At 42.6% G+C, this 25,084-nt stretch carries 15 protein-coding genes; 11 read left to right on the plus strand and 4 right to left on the minus strand.

Annotation, left to right across the window (positions count from 1 at the left end):
- Positions 1-30 precede the first annotated feature (30 nt).
- The 7 genes from NSU15_RS08730 (at position 31) to NSU15_RS08760 (ending at position 7,729) form a co-directional block, all read left to right on the plus strand.
- Complete coding sequence (locus tag NSU15_RS08730) at positions 31-924, plus strand: sugar ABC transporter permease (protein WP_042125669.1); 894 nt, start codon at positions 31-33, stop codon at positions 922-924.
- Complete coding sequence (locus tag NSU15_RS08735) at positions 924-1,760, plus strand: carbohydrate ABC transporter permease (protein WP_042125671.1); 837 nt, start codon at positions 924-926, stop codon at positions 1,758-1,760. The genes NSU15_RS08730 and NSU15_RS08735 overlap by 1 nt, the downstream gene beginning before the upstream one ends.
- Positions 1,761-1,789: 29 nt before the next feature.
- Positions 1,790-4,528 carry a cellobiose phosphorylase gene (locus NSU15_RS08740; RefSeq protein ID WP_339289924.1) on the plus strand — a complete coding sequence of 913 codons (2,739 nt, stop codon included), beginning with the start codon at positions 1,790-1,792 and terminating at the stop codon, positions 4,526-4,528.
- A gap of 146 nt (positions 4,529-4,674) precedes the next feature.
- Entirely contained in the window at positions 4,675-5,562 is an 888-nt protein-coding gene (locus NSU15_RS08745) for a hypothetical protein (RefSeq protein WP_339289925.1), read from the plus strand.
- A gap of 110 nt (positions 5,563-5,672) precedes the next feature.
- Positions 5,673-6,761, plus strand: a complete 1,089-nt coding sequence (gene serC, locus NSU15_RS08750) for a 3-phosphoserine/phosphohydroxythreonine transaminase (RefSeq protein WP_339289927.1) — start codon at positions 5,673-5,675, stop codon at positions 6,759-6,761.
- A 123-nt stretch (positions 6,762-6,884) separates the two neighbouring features.
- Positions 6,885-7,349: a tRNA (uridine(34)/cytosine(34)/5-carboxymethylaminomethyluridine(34)-2'-O)-methyltransferase TrmL gene (trmL, locus tag NSU15_RS08755; RefSeq protein WP_042125678.1), complete on the plus strand. Its 465-nt coding sequence runs from the start codon at positions 6,885-6,887 to the stop codon at positions 7,347-7,349.
- A gap of 125 nt (positions 7,350-7,474) precedes the next feature.
- Positions 7,475-7,729 carry an AbrB/MazE/SpoVT family DNA-binding domain-containing protein gene (locus NSU15_RS08760; RefSeq protein ID WP_039871533.1) on the plus strand — a complete coding sequence of 85 codons (255 nt, stop codon included), beginning with the start codon at positions 7,475-7,477 and terminating at the stop codon, positions 7,727-7,729.
- 459 nt (positions 7,730-8,188) lie between these two features.
- Here NSU15_RS08760 and NSU15_RS08765 read toward each other — a convergent pair whose 3' ends face one another.
- Together NSU15_RS08765 and NSU15_RS08770 are read right to left on the minus strand one after the other, a co-directional pair.
- Positions 8,189-9,253, minus strand: a complete 1,065-nt coding sequence (locus NSU15_RS08765; RefSeq protein WP_156114754.1) for a phosphodiester glycosidase family protein — start codon at positions 9,251-9,253, stop codon at positions 8,189-8,191.
- Complete coding sequence (locus tag NSU15_RS08770; RefSeq protein WP_042125682.1) at positions 9,250-9,657, minus strand: hypothetical protein; 408 nt, start codon at positions 9,655-9,657, stop codon at positions 9,250-9,252. The genes NSU15_RS08765 and NSU15_RS08770 overlap by 4 nt, the downstream gene beginning before the upstream one ends.
- A gap of 282 nt (positions 9,658-9,939) precedes the next feature.
- On the opposite strand from NSU15_RS08770, the gene NSU15_RS08775 reads away from it, so the two are divergent.
- Both NSU15_RS08775 and NSU15_RS08780 read left to right on the plus strand, forming a co-directional pair.
- Positions 9,940-10,596: a response regulator transcription factor gene (locus NSU15_RS08775; protein WP_042125683.1), complete on the plus strand. Its 657-nt coding sequence runs from the start codon at positions 9,940-9,942 to the stop codon at positions 10,594-10,596.
- A gap of 139 nt (positions 10,597-10,735) precedes the next feature.
- Entirely contained in the window at positions 10,736-11,953 is a 1,218-nt protein-coding gene (locus NSU15_RS08780) for a PLP-dependent aminotransferase family protein (RefSeq protein ID WP_042125685.1), read from the plus strand.
- A gap of 1,176 nt (positions 11,954-13,129) precedes the next feature.
- Here NSU15_RS08780 and NSU15_RS08785 read toward each other — a convergent pair.
- Positions 13,130-14,068 (minus strand): DUF2161 family putative PD-(D/E)XK-type phosphodiesterase, encoded by a 939-nt coding sequence (locus NSU15_RS08785; protein WP_339289930.1) that lies wholly within the window; start codon positions 14,066-14,068, stop codon positions 13,130-13,132.
- Positions 14,069-14,261: 193 nt separating this feature from the next.
- Between NSU15_RS08785 and NSU15_RS08790 the strand changes: the two genes are divergently transcribed.
- Positions 14,262-16,157: a PrkA family serine protein kinase gene (locus NSU15_RS08790; RefSeq protein ID WP_042125690.1), complete on the plus strand. Its 1,896-nt coding sequence runs from the start codon at positions 14,262-14,264 to the stop codon at positions 16,155-16,157.
- A 304-nt stretch (positions 16,158-16,461) separates the two neighbouring features.
- Here NSU15_RS08790 and NSU15_RS08795 read toward each other — a convergent pair whose 3' ends face one another.
- Positions 16,462-17,322: an AraC family transcriptional regulator gene (locus NSU15_RS08795; RefSeq protein ID WP_042125692.1), complete on the minus strand. Its 861-nt coding sequence runs from the start codon at positions 17,320-17,322 to the stop codon at positions 16,462-16,464.
- A gap of 268 nt (positions 17,323-17,590) precedes the next feature.
- On the opposite strand from NSU15_RS08795, the gene NSU15_RS08800 reads away from it, so the two are divergent.
- Complete coding sequence (locus NSU15_RS08800) at positions 17,591-24,982, plus strand: endo-alpha-N-acetylgalactosaminidase family protein (RefSeq protein ID WP_339289933.1); 7,392 nt, start codon at positions 17,591-17,593, stop codon at positions 24,980-24,982.
- Positions 24,983-25,084 lie beyond the last annotated feature (102 nt).

Below are 25,084 nucleotides of genomic sequence, written 5' to 3' on the forward strand. Positions count from 1 at the left end.
TATTGAATTAGGATTGGGTAGGTGAGAGAAATGTATCCGTTCGGAAAAGGTATAAAACGATATTTACCACTTCTGCTGCTTATGATTCCATTATCGTTGTATGTTGTTTTTTATTTTGGACCCTCTATGATGACGGTCATCTATTCATTTACAGATATTACTAACGTTCCTGGAAGCAAGTTGAATTTCGTAGGCCTTGACAATTACTACAGCGTTTTTAACTCCGGAAATTCAGGCGAACGTTGGGATTCCATTATACGAACTGTTTATTTCATGATCATTGTTACAATCGTACAGAACGGTGTCGGTCTCCTTATGGCCGTAGTTATTAATCAGAAGCTGAAAGGCGATTATTTTTATCGCGCAGTTTTCTTTTTACCGGTTGTCCTCGGTGTATCGGTAGTTGCACTGGTATGGGGCTTGATGTTCGATCCGCTTAGTGGTCCTGTCAATCAACTGTATGATTCATTGTTCGGTTATAAAGATATGTTCTTTGGAAGCTTCACCCATGCGTTTGGTTATATTATATTTACGCAAATTTGGATGTACATGGGTTACTCCATGTTAATTTTCCTTGCAGGCCTTCAATCCGTACCGAAGGATCTGTATGAAGCTGGATATATTGATGGAACTACGAAGTGGCAATCTTTTAAGAACATTACGTTCCCACTTATTGCTCCATCGTTCACCATTAATATTATTTTGTCCATTATCGGTGCGATGTCCACCTTTGATATTATTCTCGCAACTACGGACGGTCGCTTTAACACAAGAACGATGGCTTATGACGTGTATAAAGAGACGTTCCGTGGTTCTCTTCAAATGGGACTTCCTTCCGCGCTTTCGGTGGTACAGTTCCTAATGATTCTGGTCTTCGTTGTATTTGCAGTTAAACAAATGCGTAAGAGAGAGGTGGAATATTAATGAAAGATTCCAAAACCGCCAAAACTCTCTCCTATATTCTGATTGCAGTATTGCTTGTTTTGTATATCATGCCGCTATTGTTTGTAATAAACATTTCATTCAAGTCTTTTTCAGATTACCTGCTAGACCCGATCGGACTTGTGAAAAGTATTCAATGGGATAACTACAAGGAAGCTTGGTTAAAAGGTAATTTCTCTAATTATTTCATTAACAGTTTGTTGTACACAGGCGTAGCGACAGTGCTAACACTAATCGTTTCGTTATTCGGAGCTTTCCCGGTAGCGAGAAATTATGTAAAGTGGAGCGGATTTATTTATTTGTTCTTCTTGATGTCACAATTCTTGCCTAATCCTATGGTTGCACAGTTCAAATTAATGCTTACCCTGAAACAAGAGCTTGGATTTGTGGGTTATGATACGAAGCTAGGTTATATCCTCCTAAAAACAGGGGGAACTGGTATCGTCTTCATGATGTTCGTAGGTTATATTAAAGGAATCAGCCGTGAGATGGATGAAGCTGCGGGCATGGATGGTGCTGGATATATGCGTTATCTGTTCCAGATCATTATGCCATTGATGAAACCTGTTATCGCAACAGGTGTTATCCTTACGGCGATTACGATTTGGAATGACTTTGTAGGTCCAATCATGTATTTGCCAAGTCCGGAACATTATCCAATTACCTTCGGGCTTAAAGAATTCCGCGGTCAATACGGGAATAACTGGCCTATGTTGGCGTGCGGGATCATGATCGTATCGGCACCACTTATCGTCCTGTACACCTTCATTCAAAAGTATATTGTTGACGGTGCATTGGCAGGTGCGGTTAAAGCTTAAGTAGTTGTGTAAATGAGAGGATGGGGACAATGGACCGTAAAAAAATTCATGGCTTTGAATTCACTGGAAAGGATGGGGAGTTCAAGCTTCAGCAACCGGATCACAGTAGTTTCTTATACTTCCCTCTAGTAAATGAGGGGGGGATGATGTCGACCGTTACTCCTAAACTTCATGGACAGGCGACGACAGGTCATAATACATTTTTAACACCGCCATTATCTGTTGAAGATTTGCATAATTCCCGTGCTTCACGTAATTTCTGGGTATACGTCGAAGGCAAGGGTGCTTGGTCTGCAGCAGGAAATTCGGCTAAGCAAAATGCAGCGTTCTACACTTCATCTGCTGATGAAGCAGTGCTTGAGGCTGGTTTTCTATGGCATCGGGTCACTCGCAGTAACTCTGAGATGGGTGTCACAGCTGAGATTACTAGCTTCGTACCTAGAGGTAACGACAAGGTAGAACTAATGAAAGTTACATTGACGAACATTGGAACAGAGAAGTTTACTCTTACACCAACAGCTGTAGTTCCATTGTATGCCCGTTCCGCAGATGATCTGCGGGATCACAGACATGTAACATCCTTGCTGAACCGGATTTACACTTCAGCATATGGTGTTGAGGTTCAGCCTGCACTTTCTTTCGATGAACGTGGTCATCGCGTTAACCATACCTCTTACGGTGTATTTGGAGCGGAAGGTGACGGAAGTCAGCCTGTTGGTTTCTTCCCGATTCAAGAGGAATTCATCGGCGAAGGTGGAAGTCTTGACTGGCCAGAAGCGGTTATTCTGAATACTACGCCAGAGATCAGTAAAGGTGGAGGCGTGGATAGAGAGGGTTATGAAGCAGTCGGTGGCCTCCGGTTTGCCTCAATTACCTTGTCTCCTGGTGAAAAACATTCATATGTCGTAGTTATGGCAATTGATAATGATAGAATTAACGTTGAAGCGTTGATGAATAAATATGGAGCATCTGAAGCTTTTGATCAACTCCTAGAGGAGACTAAAGCGTTCTGGGCAGATAAAGTGAATATGGTTGAATTCCATACCGGTGATTCTGATGCGGATCAATGGATGAAATGGGTAACCATTCAACCGGTCCTTAGAAGACTCTATGGTAACTCCTTCTTACCATATCATGATTATGGAAGGGGCGGACGTGGCTGGCGAGATCTTTGGCAAGACTGTCTGGCACTGCTTATTATGGAACCTGCCGAAGTTCGCAGCCTACTCTTCAATAATTACGCTGGTGTGAGAATTGACGGCAGTAACGCAACTATTATCGGTCAACAACCAGGCGAATTTATTGCTGACCGTAACAATATTCCTCGAGTATGGATGGATCATGGGGCCTGGCCGTTCTTAACAACGATGCTCTATTTGGATCAGAGTGGTGATCTTGATTTCTTGTTGCAAGAACAGACTTATTTCCGGGATACTTTTATGAGTCGTTGTAAGGAACGTGATACTTCTTGGGATACCTCTGCAGGCAGTGATCTTAGAACAGCTTCTGGGGAAATCTACAAAGGTACAATTCTGGAACATATTTTGCTGCAAAACCTGGTTCCGTTCTTTAATGTAGGGGAACATAATAATATCCTGCTCGAAGGTGCGGACTGGAATGATGGTCTCGATATGGGTGCGGATCGCGGAGAGAGTGTGGCTTTTACATCTTTCTATGCTAGCAATCTATTAGATATTTCTCGGATGCTGCGTACCCTTAAGACTTCTAAAGGGCAGGAAAAGGTTGAGTTGGCAGAAGAGATGCAGCTGTTGCTGGATACGCTTAACGAGCGTGTGGATTACGGTTCTATATCAGGCAAGCATGAGAGATTGGATCGATATTATGCCGCGGCACCAAATAAGGTGAGTGGAGTTCGTGTATCTCTAGATATTGAAAAAGTGGCTGATGATCTGGAACAAAAAGCGGAATGGATATTTAATCATTTGCGCAACAACGAGTGGGTACAGAGTGAGAATGGCGATGGCTGGTTTAACGGTTATTATAATAACGATGGTGAACGGGTAGAGGGAGAATTTTCTGAAGGCGTTCGGATGACACTTACGGGTCAAGTATTCCCGCTTATGGGTCATGCAGCAGCTCCGGAGCAAATTCCACACATTATTGCTGCTGTAGATCGTAATCTACTAGATGACAAGATCGGATACAGGCTTAATTCCCGTTTCGGAGGGATTCAGCAGAATCTGGGTCGTGCTTTCGGCTTTGCATTTGGTCATAAAGAAAATGGGGCCATGTTCAGTCACATGACGATCATGTATGGAAATGCGTTGTACAAACGAGGTTATGTAAAAGAAGGTCATAAGGTTCTCGAATCTCTTTACAACTTGAGTACAGATTTCGCAAAAGCTCGTATCTATCCAGGGATTCCTGAATATATTAACGAGCAAGGCAGAGGAATGTACACATATCTAACAGGCTCGGCAAGCTGGCTCTTGCTAACCATGGTCACTGAAGTATTTGGTGTGAAGGGTAAACTGGGCGATTTATTGCTAGAACCTAAGCTAGTAAAAGAACAATTTGATTCCGAGGGGAAAGCATCCATTAAGACGATCTTTGCAGATCGTGAGTTTGAAGTGGTCTATAAAGCCACAGGAAGCTTTAATTACGGAGAGTACCAAATACACTCCGTTACCTTAAATGGCAGTGAGGTGACGCTGCAGCGCGGCTCAGGGAGTGCGATTATTCCGCGTGAAGATCTACTCGCTCTGCAGACAGAGAAGCGTCACGTGATTGAAGTGACTTTGGCGTAATCATAACTAGATTTTATTAAAAGCGTCTGCACCGTTAAGTATAGCGGCTGCAGACTTTTTTTGAAAAAATATAAAAACTAAGCTTCTTCATAGATGATATAATGGGGCTAATTTATTTGTTGAATGATTAAAGGGGCGTGTGAAGGATGGGCTGCAAGCTATCAAATGGCGTATTATCTGTAGATATCGCTGATATTGGAGAAGCATATAAAGGGACTCGTTTTGACTGGACGGGGTTTATCACACAAGTTACGTTAGAAAAAGGTAAGCATACTTTTTGTGTGCCAGAAAGCTTGAAGGAAGGCGAAGGTACTGGCGGAAGTGGACTGTGCAACGAGTTTGGCATTTCCCGGGCAATTGGGTATGATGAAGCACCGATTGGAGGCTGGTTTCCAAAGCCCGGAATCGGACTGTTACAAAAGCAGGACTCGCAGAGCTATAGCTTTCATAACGAGTTTCCACTAACCCCCTTTACTGTTGATAGGGAGGTTAAGGATGATTCGGTTTCATATATTATCCAACCGATGGAAAGTAATGGATACGCGATGCTTTTGACCAAAACGATCTCTATAAAGGACGACCAATTAAAAATTGCATATGAATTGCATAACAAAGGGAATAAGTCAATCCAAACCGAGGAGTACATCCACAATTTTATTGGAATTGATGGTTTAAATATAGGTCCGGATTTTGAGTTGCGCCTCCCGAATGGGCTCAAAGTTGAGGAACCGGAATCTCAATACACGAACAATTTGCTAGAGGTATCTGGTAATACCCTTACTTGGTCAGAAGAGCCAGACCGGTCCTTTTATTGCAAGTTGAGTGGCTGGGGAGGACCGGAAGCCGAGTTCAATTGGGAGTTGGTTCATAAGCCTAGTGGAACAGGACTACGTGAAAGCGGAGATTTCCCAGTAGCACGAATGGCGCTATGGGGAGAACGTCATGTGGTCTCTCCTGAAGTTTTTGTGAACATTAGTCTTTTACCGCATGAAAGCAAGTCCTGGAGCCGAACTTATCATTTTTTCACATCTTAATAAGCAGTAATCCAAGCCTTTATGTGAATAATTATACTTGCTGGTGTGTAAGATTATTGCTATCATAAGCGATATCCATATTGATAGGAGAGAAAGGGTGGGGAGTAGTTTTGAATAAGAGAGCATACAATTTTAATGCCGGACCGGCAGCATTGCCGCTTACGGTACTGGAACGCGCACAAGCGGAGTTTGTTGATTTCCGAGAAAGTGGAATGTCTATCATGGAGATGTCGCACCGTGGAGCAATCTACGAATCCGTGCATAATGAAGCGCAGGAACGTCTGCTTTCGCTCCTCGGCAATCCGAAGGGCTATAAGGTATTGTTCGTACAAGGTGGAGCAAGTACACAGTTTGCTATGATTCCTATGAACTTGATCTCTGAGGGCCAAGTAGGTAGTTATGTAATGACAGGAAGTTGGGCTGATAAGGCTTTTAAAGAAGCTAAATTGGTCGGGGGCGCTCATGTAGCCGGTTCTTCAGAAGATAAGAAATTCGTAGCGATTCCAGAGTTAAGCTCGATCAAGGCTGCAGATAATGCGGCTTACCTTCATGTAACTTCCAATGAGACCATCGAAGGAACGCAGTATGCGGAATTCCCAGATGCTGGTTCGATCCCGCTAATTGCAGATATGTCTAGTGATATTCTATGTCGTCCAATCGATGTAAATCAATTTGGAATGATCTATGCTGGAGCTCAGAAGAATCTAGGTCCTTCCGGTGTGACTGTGGTTATCGCTAAAGAAGAATTGCTTGCAGAATCACCTTCTAACATTCCAACAATTATGCGTTACAGTACTCATTATAAAAATAACTCTCTTTACAACACACCTCCATCTTTCTCTGTATACATGGTTAACGAAGTGTTAAAATGGATTGAGGAGCAAGGCGGTCTAGCCGGCATCCAATTCAAGAATCTTGAAAAAGCGGGTCTCTTATACGATCATATCGATGGAAGTGACGGCTTCTACAGTGGTGTTGCTGAGAAGAGCAGCCGCTCCATTATGAATGTTACCTTCCGGATGCAATCGGAAGAACTCGAAAAACGGTTTGTTAAAGCCGCTGAGCTGGAAGGTTTTGTCGGCTTAAAAGGACATCGCAGTGTGGGTGGCTTGCGCGCTTCCATTTACAATGCAGTTCCTTACGAAAGTGTTAAGGCACTTTCTGATTTCATGAACCATTTCCGGCAAACTCAAGGTTAATGAACTCTATCGTAAACCTTCCGCCTATGGGTGGAAGGTTTTCAGTTTGTTTGGAGAAGCTATGGTTATGCACTAGAATAAAACATCTGGCTATCAAGCCTTTAGAGAGGAAGGAACCATATAATGGCACTCCATATCGTATTAGTTGAACCGGAAATCCCGGCCAATACTGGAAACATCGCGCGTACCTGCGCAGCAACAGGCACTCATCTTCACCTGGTTCGCCCACTCGGATTCCGTACAGATGATGCTACATTGAAAAGAGCAGGATTAGATTACTGGCATGCCGTTAACATTGAATATCACGATTCTTTTGCTGAAGTGCTCGAGAAGTATAGCGAGGGACGTTTCTTTTACGCAACAACGAAAGCTGAGAAGAGATATAGTGATTTTGATTTTCAAGATGGAGATTTCTTTGTCTTTGGTAAAGAAACGAAGGGGCTTTCTGCTGAAATTCTGGAAGCCGGAAAAGAAACAAAAATGCGCATGCCAATGAGTGATGCCGTGAGATCGCTAAATTTATCGAATTCTGCGGCTATTATTGTATATGAAGCCCTTCGACAGCTGGATTTTCCGAATCTTGTTTAGAAAAAAGACAATTTTTTTGTTTTTTTTCAGCAGGATTCGACATTTTAATAACGAAATATAATGAATGAGCCGAAATAAATAGTAGCTACAAATTATTAGTTGAACAGGAGAGGTGTACGTTAGATATGAAACCTGCTGGTGTAGTTCGCAAAGTGGATCAGCTGGGTAGAATTGTTCTGCCTAAGTCCCTGCGTAAAAGGTATCAGATGAATGAAGGCGACCCGGTTGAAATTTTGGTACAGGGTGACCATATTATCCTGGAGCGCTATCGTCCAAAATGTGTTTTCTGCGGATCAATGGAAGGTGTAAGTGAATATAAAGATCGTTATATTTGCGCTGCATGCCTCTCAGAAATGACCCAATTGCCGAGACACGCCTAGGAAGTACATATTTACTCATTTAGAATTCGACGGCCTATAGTTTTCTAAATAAAGGAACTGCCCCATTCGTAGATATCGTCTACTTTATGCGGCAGTTTTTTTATACAAAAAATGCCTCAGAAGCCAAGAGCCTCTGAAGCATTAGTATAAATATAAGAATTTATATAGATTTCACACCGTAAATTAATCGTGCTGGTTTTCGCAGAAACGGGTACCGCCCCAAAAAGGACGGCAATACCGTTTCTTCTTGCTTATAAGCCTTTTGTTTTGTCGTCGTTGTAAGATGAGGTAAGGATGCCGGCCATAAATAACACAAATACGAACGTTACGATCCAAAAGGTTAATGAGAACGACATACTGGCACCTCCATTAGCAAATGTATTCGTTATCAAGATTATAACCTGCAAATCAATAAAAATAAACGCAAATGTGATATGTTGCATAGACATTTTAATATAATCATTCAAAAAACAGGAAATTAGTCGGTACAGCTCTAAGATTTCCGTCCGAAGGTTTGTTGACTACTCTTCCGTTGAAGATAAGTGATGATGATCCTCCACCGTCCAGATTATAAGCATCCATCACGCCCATGTTATATAGCTTGTTCTGAATTTCCTCTAATTGTGCTCCAGAGCTACCTAGCTCATTATAGCCATCTGCTACAAAAATGAGAAGCTGATCATCCTTATAATTACCGATAACTGTACGTGGCGCCCGATTGGGGGAGGTTTTCCACTTTTCAGGGATGGGCACTTTGATGTTGTTCTTCAGTAGAACAGGCACAAAGGTTGCACCGAATACGGGTTCAAGTTGATCTAACTGTGCGCGACTGTAGAATTTTCCGCCGATTAACTGTCCGGACTTGTTCAGTCCTACGAAGCTGAGGTCCTTGAAGGTCGGCTCGAAACCATTGAGATACTTTCCATCAACCACAGTCGTGCTTAACGGGTAGCGTTTTCCGGATTGATCTGCAAAACCGCCTGCATTAATACCAGCAATGGCTCCATTACGCTGTACGGCATGCATAGTTGTTTCCGCACCGGAGGCTGTCTCCGCCAGGCTCATCTTCATAGCGGTCGGATCCTTCAGTTTGATTTTCAAAGCATAAGCTTTGTAGTTTCCTGGATTCAATCGATATAACTCAACTCTAATACGGTCGCTGCTAAGGATCTCAGAAGGGATTCCAAGCTTGGCAGAAATCCGGCGGTTATAGATAAGCTCAGGACGGCTAGCTTGCGTCTGCGCTGTTTCAACCAGCTTATTCATCATAGCAGTGGTTCCTTTATATAGCTTGGCGCTGGCGCTGATTGCATCTATGGTGTAGGATACAGTGCCTTCAGCTAGGGCTAAATCTTTTTTTAGTATGGCTGTTTCATTCAACGGCCCTGAGATAGGTGTGAATTGTCCTACATCAAGATCCAGCTCGATCGGTGGTCGATACCACCACATACATATCAGTAAACCTAGAAAAGGTGCGGTTAGAAGCAAAAAGAAACGGTTTACTCTTTTGACAGGCGTCATCATTTGATCAGATCCATTTGTTTCTTCAAAGCTTCTAACTGTTTGTTAACCTCGTTCAATTGCGTATATAGCTTATTACTATTATCTGTCTTGGCACTAGCATTATCTTTAGTGAAGGTTAATAGTTCGTTAAAACTTTGCACAGTATTCTGCAATTCCTTCACCTCTTCGGTCAGAACGGCAATTTTTGACTCATAGTCGGTCTTCAGAACGGTAAGCTGCTGCTGGCTCTGAGTGCTAAGTTCGCTCAGCACCTGCTGCTTCAAATGGTTCGTGTAGCTGTAAACAGCATATACACCAATTCCAATCATCACGATCCAGAACAGTAAAAACCATTTTACGGAAGGGCCGCTTCTCACAGCAGCACGGCGCGAGTGTACCGGGGACGTTTCCGCTAGCGGTTGCATTTGATCACCTCGGGTTGGTCTTTTTTTCAAGTCCCCATTCTATCAGACTTTGACTAGTTTCGCAAAAATGAAAGAGAGTGTGAAAACTAGAAAAAGTAATTGCATCCTATTAAACTACTGCGATACAATTTCTATAGATTGGAATTCTGATAGACGTACTCAAGGTAACCAGCTAGAGAATAAACGGACAAGTCATCATACTTCCTTGCTTGCGTTTAAACCGGAAACGCTGCGGCGCTTTCCTTTCTGGATTATTATATAAAGCAGGGGGTCTGGGCATTAATGATGAAGGTTTGGCAGGTGGTTATTGTGGGGTGTCATCCTACAAGTATGCTGGGGACGAAATTGATTTTGGAAGAGGGAGGAGAGCTTAAGGTTCTAGGAATGTATTCAACTTGGAACGAAGGCGCTTCCATCGTAAGGGAAAAGAATCCCGAGCTAGTGCTGGCAGATTATCATATGCCTGAAGGTAATATTGAGAGCGTGCTGTTAAATATGAAAAAAAGCTCACCAAACTCACATTTTGTCGTGATGACAGATGAAGACGGCAGGGATCTGCTTCAACCCCTCATAGAGCTGGGAGCGAGCGGGATATTCTCCAAAGGAGCTTCTCCTAATCAGCTTTTACAGCTGATCCTGGGTTTGCGAGTGGGTTTTCTTTCAATGCCGCTAGAATGGATAGAGAAAGGATCCTGGCCGATTTCGACATCTAAAGGACTGGATGATGTTCTTCAATTGACGCAGACAGAGATGTTTATTATGGAGCGAATCGTACAGGGGATTACCTATGATAAAATAGCGCTCGAAATTGCAGTAAGTCGTCGTTCGATTGACAATTACTTGCGCAAAATTTATGTGAAGCTTGATGTTTCGACGCGAGCGCAAGCCATTGAGAAATTTGCTCTCTTCTCAAGACAAAACAGGCAAATCTACGCATAACCCAAGCTATACGACATAATGACGGTAAAGGTGGAATATTCTTGAAATAGAAGAAAGCATATCATGTTGAATGGATAATTGTCCTTGGAAGAGGATCACCAAGCCATTTCTACTTGGTACTAGGGAAGGGGGATTTCGCATGCTTTACCAATTTTCTGCTCGCGCGCACACACTGCTATCGTCACCGCTTCTAAGTATTCGCACCCAAACACGGAGAAGCTCCATGATATCGCTTGCTGAAGAATTACCAGCGGAAGAACTGTTCCCGTTATCGCTGCTTGCCGAAGCAGCCTCTACGGTGATATCTGCAGATGCAGGGGCACTTCAATATGGTGATCCTGCAGGGTATGGTCCACTTCGGGAGTGGCTTGCCGGGGATTGGCTCAGAGAAAAGGGGGTAACTGTTACTGAAGGTGGAGTTCTGCTAACAACGGGGAGCCAGCAAGCGATTGATTTGTTATCGCGGGTGTATATTGATCCGGGAGATCGCGTATTGGTAGAAAATCCGACATCTCCAGGATTCTTGCAAACTCTTCGGATGCAAGGCGCCATTATTATTCCCGTAGAGGGTGACTTGGACGGGCTTGATCCAGATCATTTGCGGAGGCAAATTGAACTGCATAAGCCAAAGATGCTGTTCGCAACACCAAGCTTTACGAATCCAAGCGGCATCCTATGGAGTTTAGAGAGACGGCGTGAGGTGCTGGATCTTTGTATCGCCTATAACATCCTGATTGTAGAAGATGACTCATATGGTGATTTACATTTTCAAAAGTATGGTGAACCTTGGGCCACAAGATTTCCATCTTTGTACGCACTGGAAAATATAAGTGACGGCGGACACGTATTATATATCGGTTCGTTCAGCAAGACCGTCGCGCCCGCGCTGCGGACGGGCTGGGCAGCAGGTAGCCGGGAAGTGATCGGGATGATGGCTGCGGCCAAGCAGATGGCAGACTGGCAATCGAGCGCATTAAATCAGCGGCTCTTGCATCATTTGTTGGATGTGACCGCTTTTGATCTTCGCGAGCATATTGCGCAGCTGAATCGAGAATATAACACACGGCTGAAGTTGATGGTGGAGCTGCTTAAACGTCCAGCTTGGAAGGGAAGCTCCTACGATCTGCCGTCAGGAGGCATGTTTCTTTGGGTATCTCCGCCGGAGGGGATGGATGTTATGGCACTGCTGAAATGTGCGCTGGGTAAGGGAGTGGCATTTTTACCGGGACCGCTATGTAGTGTGGATGGGAGCGGAAATCATATACGTCTTAACTTCAGCCATCCCGGCCGGGATGAGCTGCTGCTCGGCATGAATTTAATGAGCGAGGCGGTTAAGGAGTTCACGGCTCGGAGTTAGGTAGTGGAATGAAAATTATGAATGAAATGATTAAAATGATGAAGTATGAGTGAAATGAATAAAGAGTCAGGACGATTGAGGATTTATCGTAGAGATGAATAGACGGACTGTGGAAAGATGCATAGAAGGATGAATAGACAGATACATGGACAGATGTATAGATAGACGAACAGACAGATACATGGACAGATGTATAGTAAAGACAAAAAGACAGATATACGGACTGACAGATAAGCTGACGGATGAACAAACATAATACAAGACACCTTAGAGCTAAAACAAGGATAGAATTACAAGTTGGGCAAGATGAAGTGCGAAATGTGAGATTATTTAGGGAAATCCTCCCTAAAACTGGTCGATCTAAACTCTAAAGTGGACTGTTTAGGGAATTTCTCCCTAAAAAATTAAGGGATTCCCCGTTTTAGGGGTTAATCTGGCGAAAATCAGGGAGGAATTCCCTAAAATACGGTTTTTAGCGTGTGAATCGAAGAATATTAGGGAGGATTTCCCTAATAACTTAGTGTGCCTTTTTCGGAATGGTGTTTTTAAGTATAATTTGATTTGAACGTTTTAGTATTAGTGAATGTTGAATGTAGTATAGGGTTCTAATGTGAATGATTCAGCAAGAGTAGCATGTTAAAGTAAATAGAGAAAATGGTAATTAGTAATAAGGCTAGTGTTCGAGAGTGTAAATAAGTCAAATAAGTACAGTCACTTAGAGCCGGATGAGGTACGCAGAGATATGAACGTGGTAAGAGTGAGATGCAAACGCGAATGAAATCTGAATGTGGACGAATGAGTTACTAATGTGATGAAAATGATTTACGAACGTGGGAAGAGGGAGTTAAACACGCGATAAGAATGTAATTCGAATGTGGTACGAATGAGATACCAATGAGATATGAGTGAAATAAGACATGATACGTAAGTGATACTAGTGTGTTGTGGGTAAGTTAAGAACATGGAATGCATGCACAGAGATAGGATTCAAATAAGATTAGACATACGAAAAAGCATCCCGTAGATGGGATGCTTTTTGGCGTTAGTTAGACATGTTATGTGTGAATTAGATTAATAAGTTTAAAGACCGAGTAAATGATTAGAACTGGGGGGTAAAGGATTAGAATCCAACAAAAAGATTATAATCGAAAAAAAGTACTGCTTACGATAGGCAAGCTAATTACTGTGATGATTGCTGTTATGAGTTACGCCGCCAGTTATAGCGGCGTATTCCACTAGCGCGGCCTGACCGGCTGGGGTCAGGGTATAGCGCCCACGGCTGACACGGTGGAACCAGCCGTAGTAGTTGTGCTGCAGCATAGCGGCGGCGTTCGGTACGCCGCTACGCTTCCGCAGCTCGGCCGGAGTGATCCCGGCCGAGCGTGCGCTTGAGGCAGCGCTAGGGGCACCGCTTCGCGTGCCAGCCGCCGCTGCCTCCCGTGCTGCCGTGTCCCCGGCAGCACGCCCCTCCGGCGCTGAGCTCAGCGCCGGAGCCTGTGCAGCGGTGCTCGCCGCTGCACGTTTGCCCGCTGCGAGCGAAGCCTTCGCAGCGGCCTTCTCGGCAGCGACGGCGGCTTCCGCCTCCGCTGCTTGCAGAGAAAGCGCGACACGCAGCGCTTTCTCGCGGTAGGCCGTCACGAGCTTAACGCGCGTGCTGCCGCCGGTGTTGTAGTCTCCGCTGCGCTCGCGGAACTCATAGAGCAGACGCTCGCGCCGCCGCTTGTTGCTGCGCTGGGCAGGCGGCGTCTCGTCCGGCTCAACGAGCACCTCGACCAGCGGTGCCTTGGTCTTATAAAAAACAACGGTGATCAGCCCGAGACCAAGACGGCGACAAAGTCCGCTAAGTTCGCCCCAGCGCTGGTTAACCGCCCCTTTTTTATCACGGACACGTTCCACTGCGAGATAGACCGTAGGGCTGAGCTTCAGCCGTTCCACCCCTTGCAGCAGCAAGGCCAGGTTGAACGATTTTTTCATCTCCACGATTAGAGGGTGCTCTAAATCCTCACGGATCCCCACCAAATCACAAGTCCGAACCTCACCCTTGATGCTGTATCCTTGCTTTTCAAAAAAAACCTTTAAAGGAGCATACAGCTCCGTTTCATGTCGTACCGCCATAGTGTCACTCCCGTAGCCCATTATTTTCGGGTTTCCATTAAGGTTTTACTGCGATTTCATGATTCTCTATTATAGCACAGCAAAAAAGAGGTCAACTATTCCGCGCTTGCCGCATAGGTATGTAATACACTTTTTAACGCTATAGGAGAGCAAGTAGGAGAGCAAGTAGGAGCGCAAGAGGAGGCAGCGAGCAATGGATATTTTTGAGCGAATAGCTTCGTATCGGGCTGAGAACGACCGTTTGGCGTGGAGCGGGACCTTCAAGCAGTATATAGAAATCTTGAAAAAAGACCCCTCTCCCGCTAAAACCGCTCACTCCCGCGTTTATGACATGATTAAGTCGCATGGCGTAGAGGACATAAACGGACGCAAACGTTATAAGTTTTTTGAACAGGAGATTTTTGGACTGGATCGTGCCGTCGAAAAGTTAGTCGAGGAATATTTTCATTCTGCAGCACGTAGACTCGATGTTCGTAAACGGATTTTATTATTGATGGGACCTGTCAGTGGGGGGAAATCGACCCTAGTCACGCTGCTTAAACGTGGTTTGGAACAGTACTCGCGGACAGATGCGGGTGCGGTATATGCAATAGAGGGCTGCCCGATGCATGAGGACCCGCTACATTTGATCCCCCTGGAGCTTCGTCCAGAGATTGAAAAGGAACTCGGTGTGCGTATTGAGGGCAACTTGTGCCCTTCCTGCCAGATGCGGCTGAGAAATGAATATGCAGGAGATATTGAGCAGGTTAAAGTGGCTCGTGTCATTTTGTCAGAAGAAGAGCGGGTAGGGATTGGTACCTTTAGTCCATCCGATCCAAAGTCGCAAGATATCGCCGATTTGACAGGAAGTATCGACTTTTCGACCATTACTGAATTTGGTTCGGAATCCGATCCACGCGCTTACCGTTTTGACGGAGAGTTGAACAAAGCTAACCGTGGGCTGATGGAATTTCAAGAAATGCTCAAATGCGACGAAAAGTTTCTATGGAACCTGTTGTCACTGACGCAAGAAGGCAATTTCAAGGCTGGTCGATTCGCACTGATCAGTGCGGACGAAATGATCATTGCGCACACCAATGAAACCGAGTATAAGTCGTTTATTTCTAATAAAAAGAATGAAGCACTCCAGTCCCGTATGATTGTTATGCCTGTTCCGTATAACCTCAGGGTATCGGAAGAGGAAAAAATCTACGCGAAGCTGATCGCTCAGAGTGATATGAATCATGTGCATATTGCACCGCATGCGCTGCGTGCCGCTGCGATTTTCTCGATCCTGACCCGTTTGAAAGAAAGCAAAAAACAAGGCATGGATCTGATCAAAAAGCTCCGCATGTATGATGGTGAAGAGGTAGAGGGCTACAAAGAAGCAGATCTCAAGGAAATGCAAACGGAGTATTTAGATGAAGGTATGTCCGGAATTGATCCGCGGTATGTTATCAACCGGATTTCCAGCGCTTTGATCAAAGGTGATCTGCAGTGCATGAACGCACTGGATGTGCTGCGGGCAATTAAAGACGGCCTGGATCAGCATCCATCGATTACTAAAGAGGAACGGGAGCGTTATTTGAACTTCATCTCCATTGCTCGTAAGGAATATGATATTTTGGCAAAAAGCGAAGTGCAAAAGGCCTTTGTCTACTCCTTTGAGGAATCTGCTAAGACATTATTTGAGAATTATCTCGATAATATCGAAGCCTTCTGCAATTGGTCCAAAATCCGTGATCCGCTTACGGATGAGGAAATGGAGCCGGATGAGCGGTTAATGCGTTCGATTGAAGAACAAATCGGTATCTCTGAGAATGCGAAAAAAGCGTTCCGTGAAGAGATCCTGATCCGGATTTCCGCTTATTCACGCAAAGGGAAGAAATTTGAGTACAACAACCACGACCGCCTGCGGGAAGCGATTGAGAAGAAGCTATTCACTGATCTCAAAGATATCGTCAAAATTACCACCTCGTCCAAAACGCCGGATGAAAGCCAGCTCAAACGGATCAACGAGGTATGCGCCAGACTTATTGACGGGCACCATTATTGCCCAATTTGCGCCAATGAGCTGCTGAAGTATGTGGGAAGCTTGCTGAATCGGTAAGCATCAGGATGAACATTGGGTAGTAAGAATAACAGATATACAATGAAAATGAGCTGTGCTCGAAGTCGATTATGACGGAGCAAGCTCATTTTTTTTTGTTATATAGATACAATTATTAACCTATATGAGGTTGTTCAAAAAGTCCGCTTTTGATCACGAGGTATTCCAAGGAGCGAACTCGACATCGAATCTTGAATTCAGGCGAAACTTCCGGTGCTCACGTAGCTAACACTACGCTCCGCTCCTCAGTTTCTACCTTCATCCAAGCTTCTTGGTGCTGAAAACCGTACTTTTTGAACACACACTAGATATCCTTCGTACGAAGATTTTTATATTCCTTTGGAGTAACGCCGCTGTATTTTTTAAATACGGTTGAGAAGTATTGTGCACTAGAAAATTGGAGTTTTGAGGATATTTCTGTGATGGAGAGTTCTGTATTACATATGTAATTCATGGCTTTATCAATTTTTGTGATACAAAGATAATCGTTCACCGATATATTCACGTATTGTTTGAAAATTTTCGATAGGTATCGGGTAGTTATATTACAGTTGCTAGCGATATCGTCTAGTGTGATATTGTTTTCTACATTTTGTCTAATGAAATGGATAGCTCGAATTGCTATGGGATTATTTATTCTGAATACTTTACGAACACTTTTTTCAATCTCGCGAGATAATAGAAACAGTAATTCGTAGATATAAATATTTGCTAGCGACTTGTGGTACATATTTACTTCAGTATTTACTTCTTCGCAAATACGATCCACACATGAAAGAATCTGTTTCGTATATGGATGGAAGGTATAGGCTATATGTCTATCTGACATATAATGTAAAAATCTGATATATTCATTTACTTTGGGGTCTGCTGCAATAAAGTTTTCTGGAGAAAAGTGAACTTGTAGGAAGACGGCTTCTTGATCTGATTTTACATGAAAAGAGTGAATCATATGAGGGAAGATGACCATTATTTCACCTTTATGAACGGTAATCCTCTCACCATTAATAATGATGTCACATTCTCCTTCTTTCATTAAACAGATTTCCAGATTCTCATGGCAATGAGGTCCAAAAAAATAACCTGGTTTCAAGGTGCGCTCTAATGCATTATAGATTAATTCCTGATCAGACTCATGATATAAGAGATCAACAACTCGGTTCATAATAATCGCCCCTGATAGTATTCAGACATTTGTGTCAAAATTCACCACTTATTATCACTCAGTGTATCATTGAAACTATTAACATTCCAGAACTAATGTGGGGCGTATGGGTAGAATAATAATTGATTTTAGTTCTGTATTTCAAACGGATTTTTCAATATTGGTTATATTTTGAAAGTATAAATCGAATAAAATTGTTAAAATCAAAAATGTATTTGAAAGCGTTTTAATTTATATCCAATAGACTATTATAAGGGGGAAAGGTACGATGCGAAAAAAGGTTGCGAAAAAGATTTATCGATTCATGATTTGGATGATGATTTTTTTAATGGCTACAAGTCAATCAATCATATATCCAAGAAGTACGTCTTATGCTGCTGAAGGAGAAATTGGTGATTCGTTAAGTGCAGTTCACGAACAAGTAATTAAACGTATTTCTCCAACAAATGTTCAAACTTCCGTTGGTGAACCACCAGAACTCCCTTCGGTAGTACAAGCAGTTTACAACGATGATTCCATCGGCGAAGTAATGGTTAGCTGGGATGAAATCGATCCTTTAAGTTATGCGAAGGTGGGCACTTTTAACGTAGAGGGAAATGTTAAAGCCTCGGATGTCAAAGCAGAAGCGACTATTACAGTAACGGATTCACAAGAGGGTACAATTGAAGAGGCGAACATAGAGGACTTCTTAAATGACATCAAATTAAATGTTCCTGAGGGTCAAGGGGCAGTATCGTATACGAATAATTATCAGTCAATGGAACCGGAACTAATGACGTTCGTTAAAGGAGCAGGAACAACTTCTGTAAATAATGGACTAACCATTGCGATAACTAAAGTGGATGGCGGTGGAGCCATTGCAACATGGGATAAAGCTCCATGGCTATCTGCCGGAATTATTGATACAACGATGCGCTATACAAGTTCAGTTTCAAGTAATGTTGGTTTTGTTATAGGATCAAATGATACGAATCAAGGGGTGTCTATCCGTTACGATGCCAATACAGATTGGGTAATTCAAAGTCCGGATGGTTCAGGTAATTGGGAAGTATTCGAGGGTCCTGAACTGAAAACAGATATAGATTATCGAATACAAATCGGCTTTCATGGTACGAAGCTCGTGGTTATAGTAGACGGAGTGACATACTACAATAAGGATACGGATTTATTGAATCAGTCGACAGGGATTGGTCAGGTAGGTCTATATAAACGTTTTGCAACAGGAAATGTCTCTATTAAAGAGTTACGTATTGCAGGTGTAGGTACAAAAGATAAACCTTCAAATGTCATTGATTATGTACAAGACTATGAAGATCCTAATTATATACCTCATTGGTCAGGTTTAAATGCTCAAGTAGTGACCGATCTTACGGGAAATAAAGTTCTTTCTCTGAAAAAAGGATCAAAAGAACGAGGTGTAGATCTAGATTCCCCACAAATTCAAGAGGGTACACTCTCGTTAGATTTCAAGCTGATTAATCCAGCGAAACTAGGTAGCGGTCAAGGCTTTGCGTTTGGTTTTAGAATGAATGAAACGGCGAGCATATTCAATGAGATTGGGGTTGACCCTAGCATCTGGATACCAGAGTCTAACTCGGGTTGGGGAAGTAAATTAAATATTCCTTACCCGATCCAAGGCAGATGGAATAATCTCATGTTCAATTTTAAAGGGAAAACAATCACGGTATTTCTGAATAAAAAGGAGATCGGTGATATTACTTTTGCGCAATTCTCAGAAGTAGCTGGGTACTTCGGTCTTCGAATTCGAAGTACGGTAGAATTGCAGATTGATAATATACACTATACAAATCAGATCATAAAACCCAAACAAATTATTCAGTATAGTAATGATTTTCAAGACAGTATAACAGGCGACTGGAGTAACGGTGCAACGTCTACCATTATTACAGAAGGCGGCAACCGAATTCTAAAGTTATCTGGTCTGAACGGTGAAACATGGAATACTGATGCTCCGCTCCTACAGAGTGCGACTTATATGGCTAGTGTGAAACCTACGAATACCAATATAGGATTTGCTATTGGTAACAATGCTCAAATTACATTTGATGGTGCGAAATGGATTTTGAAAAAGGGTAACACCATCATTGATTTTGTTGCATCTGGTACTAGTACTAGTAGTTCAAATCCTAAACCTTTCGTCTGGAATAAAGTGGGTTTACAATATTCCGACTCCTCTGTAACCCTAAGCATTAACGGGGCTGAATTGTATGCAAGCTTACCGGCAGGACAGCAATTCGGAGAAGGACGTTTTGGGGTTGTTGCTCAGGATACCATATATATCGATAATATTCTTTTTACCGAAGAGTTTATGGATATGAATACTTCTACACAAACGGACAAAATGATTTACGAGGAATATTATGAAGGTAATTCTCAGCCTAATTGGGATGGGTATCATGCGACACCGCAAGTTATAGATGGATATTTGACAGGGACTATTGATGCTGGAGCAACTGCTTTTAATAGAGATATAACAGCAGTATCAAATGGGATCTATCAAGTGAAAATGAAGAGTGATGGTGAAGTTGGTGTTAAACTGGGCAATATCACCATATATCAAGAGAGCGCGGGAAAATGGAAATATCAGTTGGAAGGTAGCGAAGCTGCCATTGGCAATACTGATGCCATTGCAATAAGCAAAGATTATATTTTACGTGTGCAGGTCATTGAGAAGGAATTAAGCCTATATATAAATGGAGTATTGGTCGGTAATGTACCAGTATCTGCATATTCCCCAGGAGCATTTGGCTTATATAACACAACTGATGCTGCAATTAAGGTGAATGTAGATGCAATAACCGCAGAAGAAATCAGAGTATACCAACCAAATTATTCGGCACAGAATTGGGGCTCTCTGGATAGTAGTAATCCGGTGGTAGAGAGTAACGGAGATGGTCAAATTCAATTGAACATGCCAGGTGTAGCACTAGCCGTGGATAAGGATAGCCCTAAATTGATGGATCAGAAGGTTACTTTTGATTACAAAACAAATGTAGACGCTGGAGCAACTGGTGGGCGATATGGATTTATATTAAGAGGATCCACGGATAATGCATATGTATCGGTTAATCATGACATTAACGGCGTTTGGAAATTGTTTGCAAATGGAAACGAGGCTACTTTCTCAAACTCATATGAGATGCTAGCCGATACACTTTATCATATCGAACTTCGTTTAGTAGGAACAACCATAAGTTTCAAGATTACGGACCCCGATGGCGTGACAACGGATATGGGATCGGTATCTGAAGAAGAAATGACTATGCAGCCAGGTTGGCTTGGACTTCGATCTTGGTATGGAAGTAAGAAGATGACGGTGAGCAATGTAAAGATGGTAGAGCTAGAGTCACTACCTAAGCTTCAGGTTGCCTCAGAGACAGATACGATCACTAAAGATGGTTTAAACGTTACAGTATATAAAGATTTCCCGGGTATTGTTGAATATCAAGTTGATGAACGTAAACTACAGGCTAGCGAGGAGCAAACGAATAGTCTGAAGATCAACAATATGGATTATGTGCCTCGCACCATATCTAATAAAGAGAGCGATAGTAAGTATCAGTATACAATGATGATTGACGAGATTGGTGTTGTCATCGAAGCACATATTGAGGCGAAAGCGAATCATATCGTACGTTTTGAAATTGATAAAATAACTGAAAAACCGGATGTGTTTGTTGTCCGTTCGATTCAAATTAACAATTCTCTAATCCATGTGAATAGCGCTATGGAAAATGCAACGTATGCATGGAGTAAATCGGATGGAGCATGGCACGAATTAACAGAAGAACTGGTCGATAACATGAATCTTATGAAACAGAGTAGCGCTTCAGGCGTTACGATGGCTATGGTGAGCGGAAATGGCTTGGGAGCATCGATTGAAGACAATGTAATCAGCGGTGGCAATAAAATGATTGTGACCACGGAAAAGAAACCACTTGTCAATAAAGTGACAGTGAAGCCAGGTACTTGGACGTATCGCCATCTTCAAAGTAATGAAACGGAAGAACTGCCTTGGTATGAGGTAGTTGTGACAAATGATCGGAATAATGACGGTAAAACAGATTGGCAGGATGCAGCTGTTGCTTATCGGACGAATATTTATAAGGAGCCATTTGGTGCTCGGGATATGCAGAACAATATGATGTACATCGCATTCAACTTTGCTAGCCAGGCAAATGATCCTTTCTTGAATTCGTTGGATACGGGTAAAATTCTGTACAATTATACTGATGGCTTTGGACAGATGATTCTTCATAAGGGATATCAGGCAGAGGGCCATGATGATGATATTCCATCCTATTCCAACATTGGTGTGAGGCAGGGTGGATTGGATGAATTAAACTATCTCATCAATGAGGGCGATAAGTATAATCTTAACGTGGGTGTTCATCTCAATGCAACAGAGTATCAACTTGATGCTAACGAACTGAATTATTCCAACTTAAATGGAGCATCATCAAAAGGGCCGACAGTAGATAGGCTTTCCGGAGGTTGGGATTGGATTGATACGTCTTATTATGTTGATCAGACGAAGGATGTCTTGAGTGGGAATCTAGAGTCACGGTTCAAAAACTTATTTAATCTGACGAAGGATTCTTTGAGCCCGAATGATCCTACATTAGACTTCTTCTATATTGATGTGTATACAGGCAATGATTACAATGCCTATAAATTGCTGCAATACGCTAATAATCTTGGACTAAAAGTAGGAACGGAATTTGCCGGCCCATTAGAGCCCGGTGTGGATTTTGTTCACTGGGGTCCAGATTTAGGATATCCGAATAAGGGGAATTCTAGCATTCTATCAAGAATAGTGAAGAATAATCTAGATATTTTCGTTGGAAATGCCTTATTCAAAGGACAAAAAATACCAGGTGTGACAACGTGGGGAGATTCCAAACCGGATGTACAGCAAGGTGTAACTGTATTCTTTAACGAAGTATTACCTACGAAGTTCATGCAACATTTTGGTGTTATGAAATATGAAGAGGATAAAATTACGTTTGATAACGAAGTGATCTCTAAGAGAAATAAATTAACGAATATGATTGAGTTATCTAAAAATGGCAAGCTTATATCTTCTTGGAAAGATACGGGGACGACAACAGACGAATCAGAGCGTCATACTGGTGAAGCGAATTCGTTAATTCCTTGGGTTTGGGATATGAAGACCAATAAGATCTTGGGTGTAAACGAAGGTGCAAGACTATATCACTGGAATACAACAGGCAACGCGACAACTTGGCAGTTGACGGATGAATTTAAAGATGTGAGCCAATTCAATATGTATGAGCTGACACAACAAGGCAAAGTGTTAGTCGATACAGTTGTTGCTCATGATGGATCTCTCACGATAAATAAGGCTAAGAAAAATACACCTTATGTGCTTTATCCTACATCAGCGGATGCTCTAGTATTGGTCCCTGCTGCAACAAATTGGGGTGAAGGCAGTCTTATTAAGGATTTCGCCTTTAATTCTGAGCAATTGAATGTTCCAGGTTCCTGGACAGCTGATGATCTAAGTAATATTACAATCAAGACAGTGCAAGGTGATCGCGAATACGATACCAGCAAAGAAATGAACAAATCGAATTGGAATAAATACGCTGAGGTTGGAAATAAAGCGGGTATCTTGTCTCAGGAAATTAATGGACTACAGCCTGGTGAGGATTATACTGTCGGGGTGTGGACTCAGACGGAGAAAGGAAGAAAATCTTCTCTGCAGGTTACAATTAACGGTAAAACCTATTCTAATCATGTGACAGGGAAGGACGGTATCCATAACTCATCCTTCAAGTATGTCGATACAACATGGCAGAGAATGAATGTTGAATTTAAGGTTCCTGAAGGTGTTACTACTGCAACAGTGAAGTTGCTAGCTGATTCAGGAGTTGGTACTGTACAATTTGATGATGTTCGTATTTGGAAGCATACGTCAGTGGAGAAGGATCCTACGAATAAAAATTATGTTGTGTATGAGGATTTCGAGAATGTGTATGAAGGTTGGGGTCCATTTGAGTATGGTGGTGGGTCTAGACAAATTCATATTGCAACTGACCAAAGTAATCCACACGATAACAATCCTATCGTTCAGGCAGCTGAGAACAAAGTTGGTCCTGTGATGACTTGGGTTCTGAATGGTGAAAACTCGCTAAAAATGAATGAAACAGATGTGGGTAAACTCATTAAAACAAACGAATCTAGCGTGAAATTGAAGCCAAATAAAGAATATGAGTTAGGATTTATCTATACTTCAGAAACGAATGTTGGTTATGAAGTGTCGGTACAATCACGTTCTTCAAAAGAGATTGTATTAAAGGAAACGCTAGGTAATTTAACCAATCCAGGCAATAAAGCTGGAGAAAATGGCGGTTATATCACATTCAAGCAAAGCTTTACAACCGGTAATCAGGATGATTATCAAGTAATTTTCAAAATGATTACCAAAGGTTCGGGAAAAGCTACATCTGATTTTGCTTTTATTCTAGATGATTTTTATATTAAGGGAAGTAATCTAGATATCTCTAAAGATCTTCTTCAACAAACGATTACCGATGCAGCAGCATTAAAGAGTTCAGATTATTCATCTGAAACCTGGGCAATCGTTGCGGCTGCTCTGGATAAAGCGGAGAAGATTCTGAAGGATCCTAGCGCTACGATTACTTCACTAGATGAAATGCGAGTAGAGCTTGAAAATGCGATAAAAAGTCTTGAATTCGCTCTTAGCATTGTAGCTATAGAGGATGTAAAGATTGAAACCGAAGTTGGCTCCGCGCCGAAACTGCCTGCGGAAGTAACTGTGACCCTGAGCAATCATACGATACAGAAAACGTTGGTTGTATGGGATGAGATTCATTCTTCGAGTTATGCACAAGCGGGGAGCTTCCAAGTAAAAGGCACGGTTGCTGGGACTGATATGAAAGCAATAGCGATTGTAACGGTCAAAGCAAAGGATAGTAATCAATCAGAGACAGATCCTGGCAATGTTTCTAACCCAAGTTCTAATCCAAGTTCAGGTGCGAAACCGGAGGCAACTCCAAATCCAGGGACCGGCTCAGATCAAGGATCTGGAATCAAACCTAAATCCTTTATCGATACCGTGGGCCACTGGGCAATTAAGGATATTGAGGCTTTGGTGAGTAAAGGTATCCTGAAGGGGATAACAGATCAGAATTTTGCTCCGGACAAGACGATTAATCGTTCTGAAATCGCAGCGATCCTGGCACGAGCTCTAGGTCTTGAAGTAAAAGGGTCAACATCATTTAAGGATGTGCCGCAAGATAAATGGTACAGCGATAGTGTTATTGCTACGGCAGATGCTGGGTTGATTAAAGGGTATGAAGGTAATTTGTTTGATCCGATGAAGCCTCTAAGCCGTCAGGAAATGGCAGTGATTATGGCAAGAGTGCTTGAATTGAAGGGGAAATCTCCTAAAGTATCAGATGCTACGCAAGCTGTACTAGCTACGTATATAGATGCGGATCAGGCAGGGATATGGTCTAAGCAGGCATTAGCTACTTGCATCGAATTGGGTTTAATCCAAGGGACTCCTGACCATAAACTCAATCCGAAGAGTAATTTGACTCGTGCGGAAGCTGCAGTCATGATCAGCAGATTATTAACGTATTTAGGTTAGGTGAATCGATAGGGAAAATTGCATACATTATTCAGTTGAATCTAAGCAACCGTGTTCTCAATAGAGAGCAAGGTTGCTTTTTGTTGAATGTCACGCTGAAAT

The organism is Paenibacillus sp. FSL E2-0201 (assembly GCF_037963325.1).
In the GTDB taxonomy this organism is placed as follows: Bacteria; Bacillota; Bacilli; order Paenibacillales; family Paenibacillaceae; genus Paenibacillus_AQ.

Bases quoted from the DNA above. Each gene is read 5' to 3' on its own strand.
- NSU15_RS08730 (WP_042125669.1), top strand. From the start codon at position 31: ATGTATCCGTTCGGAAAAGGTATAAAACGATATTTACCACTTCTGCTG.
- NSU15_RS08735 (WP_042125671.1), top strand. From the start codon at position 924: ATGAAAGATTCCAAAACCGCCAAAACTCTCTCCTATATTCTGATTGCA.
- NSU15_RS08740 (WP_339289924.1), top strand. From the start codon at position 1,790: ATGGACCGTAAAAAAATTCATGGCTTTGAATTCACTGGAAAGGATGGG.
- NSU15_RS08745 (WP_339289925.1), top strand. From the start codon at position 4,675: ATGGGCTGCAAGCTATCAAATGGCGTATTATCTGTAGATATCGCTGAT.
- trmL (WP_042125678.1), top strand. From the start codon at position 6,885: ATGGCACTCCATATCGTATTAGTTGAACCGGAAATCCCGGCCAATACT.
- NSU15_RS08760 (WP_039871533.1), top strand. From the start codon at position 7,475: ATGAAACCTGCTGGTGTAGTTCGCAAAGTGGATCAGCTGGGTAGAATT.
- NSU15_RS08765 (WP_156114754.1), bottom strand. From the start codon at position 9,253: ATGATGACGCCTGTCAAAAGAGTAAACCGTTTCTTTTTGCTTCTAACC.
- NSU15_RS08770 (WP_042125682.1), bottom strand. From the start codon at position 9,657: ATGCAACCGCTAGCGGAAACGTCCCCGGTACACTCGCGCCGTGCTGCT.
- NSU15_RS08775 (WP_042125683.1), top strand. From the start codon at position 9,940: ATGATGAAGGTTTGGCAGGTGGTTATTGTGGGGTGTCATCCTACAAGT.
- NSU15_RS08780 (WP_042125685.1), top strand. From the start codon at position 10,736: ATGCTTTACCAATTTTCTGCTCGCGCGCACACACTGCTATCGTCACCG.
- NSU15_RS08785 (WP_339289930.1), bottom strand. From the start codon at position 14,068: ATGGCGGTACGACATGAAACGGAGCTGTATGCTCCTTTAAAGGTTTTT.
- NSU15_RS08790 (WP_042125690.1), top strand. From the start codon at position 14,262: ATGGATATTTTTGAGCGAATAGCTTCGTATCGGGCTGAGAACGACCGT.
- NSU15_RS08795 (WP_042125692.1), bottom strand. From the start codon at position 17,322: ATGAACCGAGTTGTTGATCTCTTATATCATGAGTCTGATCAGGAATTA.
- NSU15_RS08800 (WP_339289933.1), top strand. From the start codon at position 17,591: ATGCGAAAAAAGGTTGCGAAAAAGATTTATCGATTCATGATTTGGATG.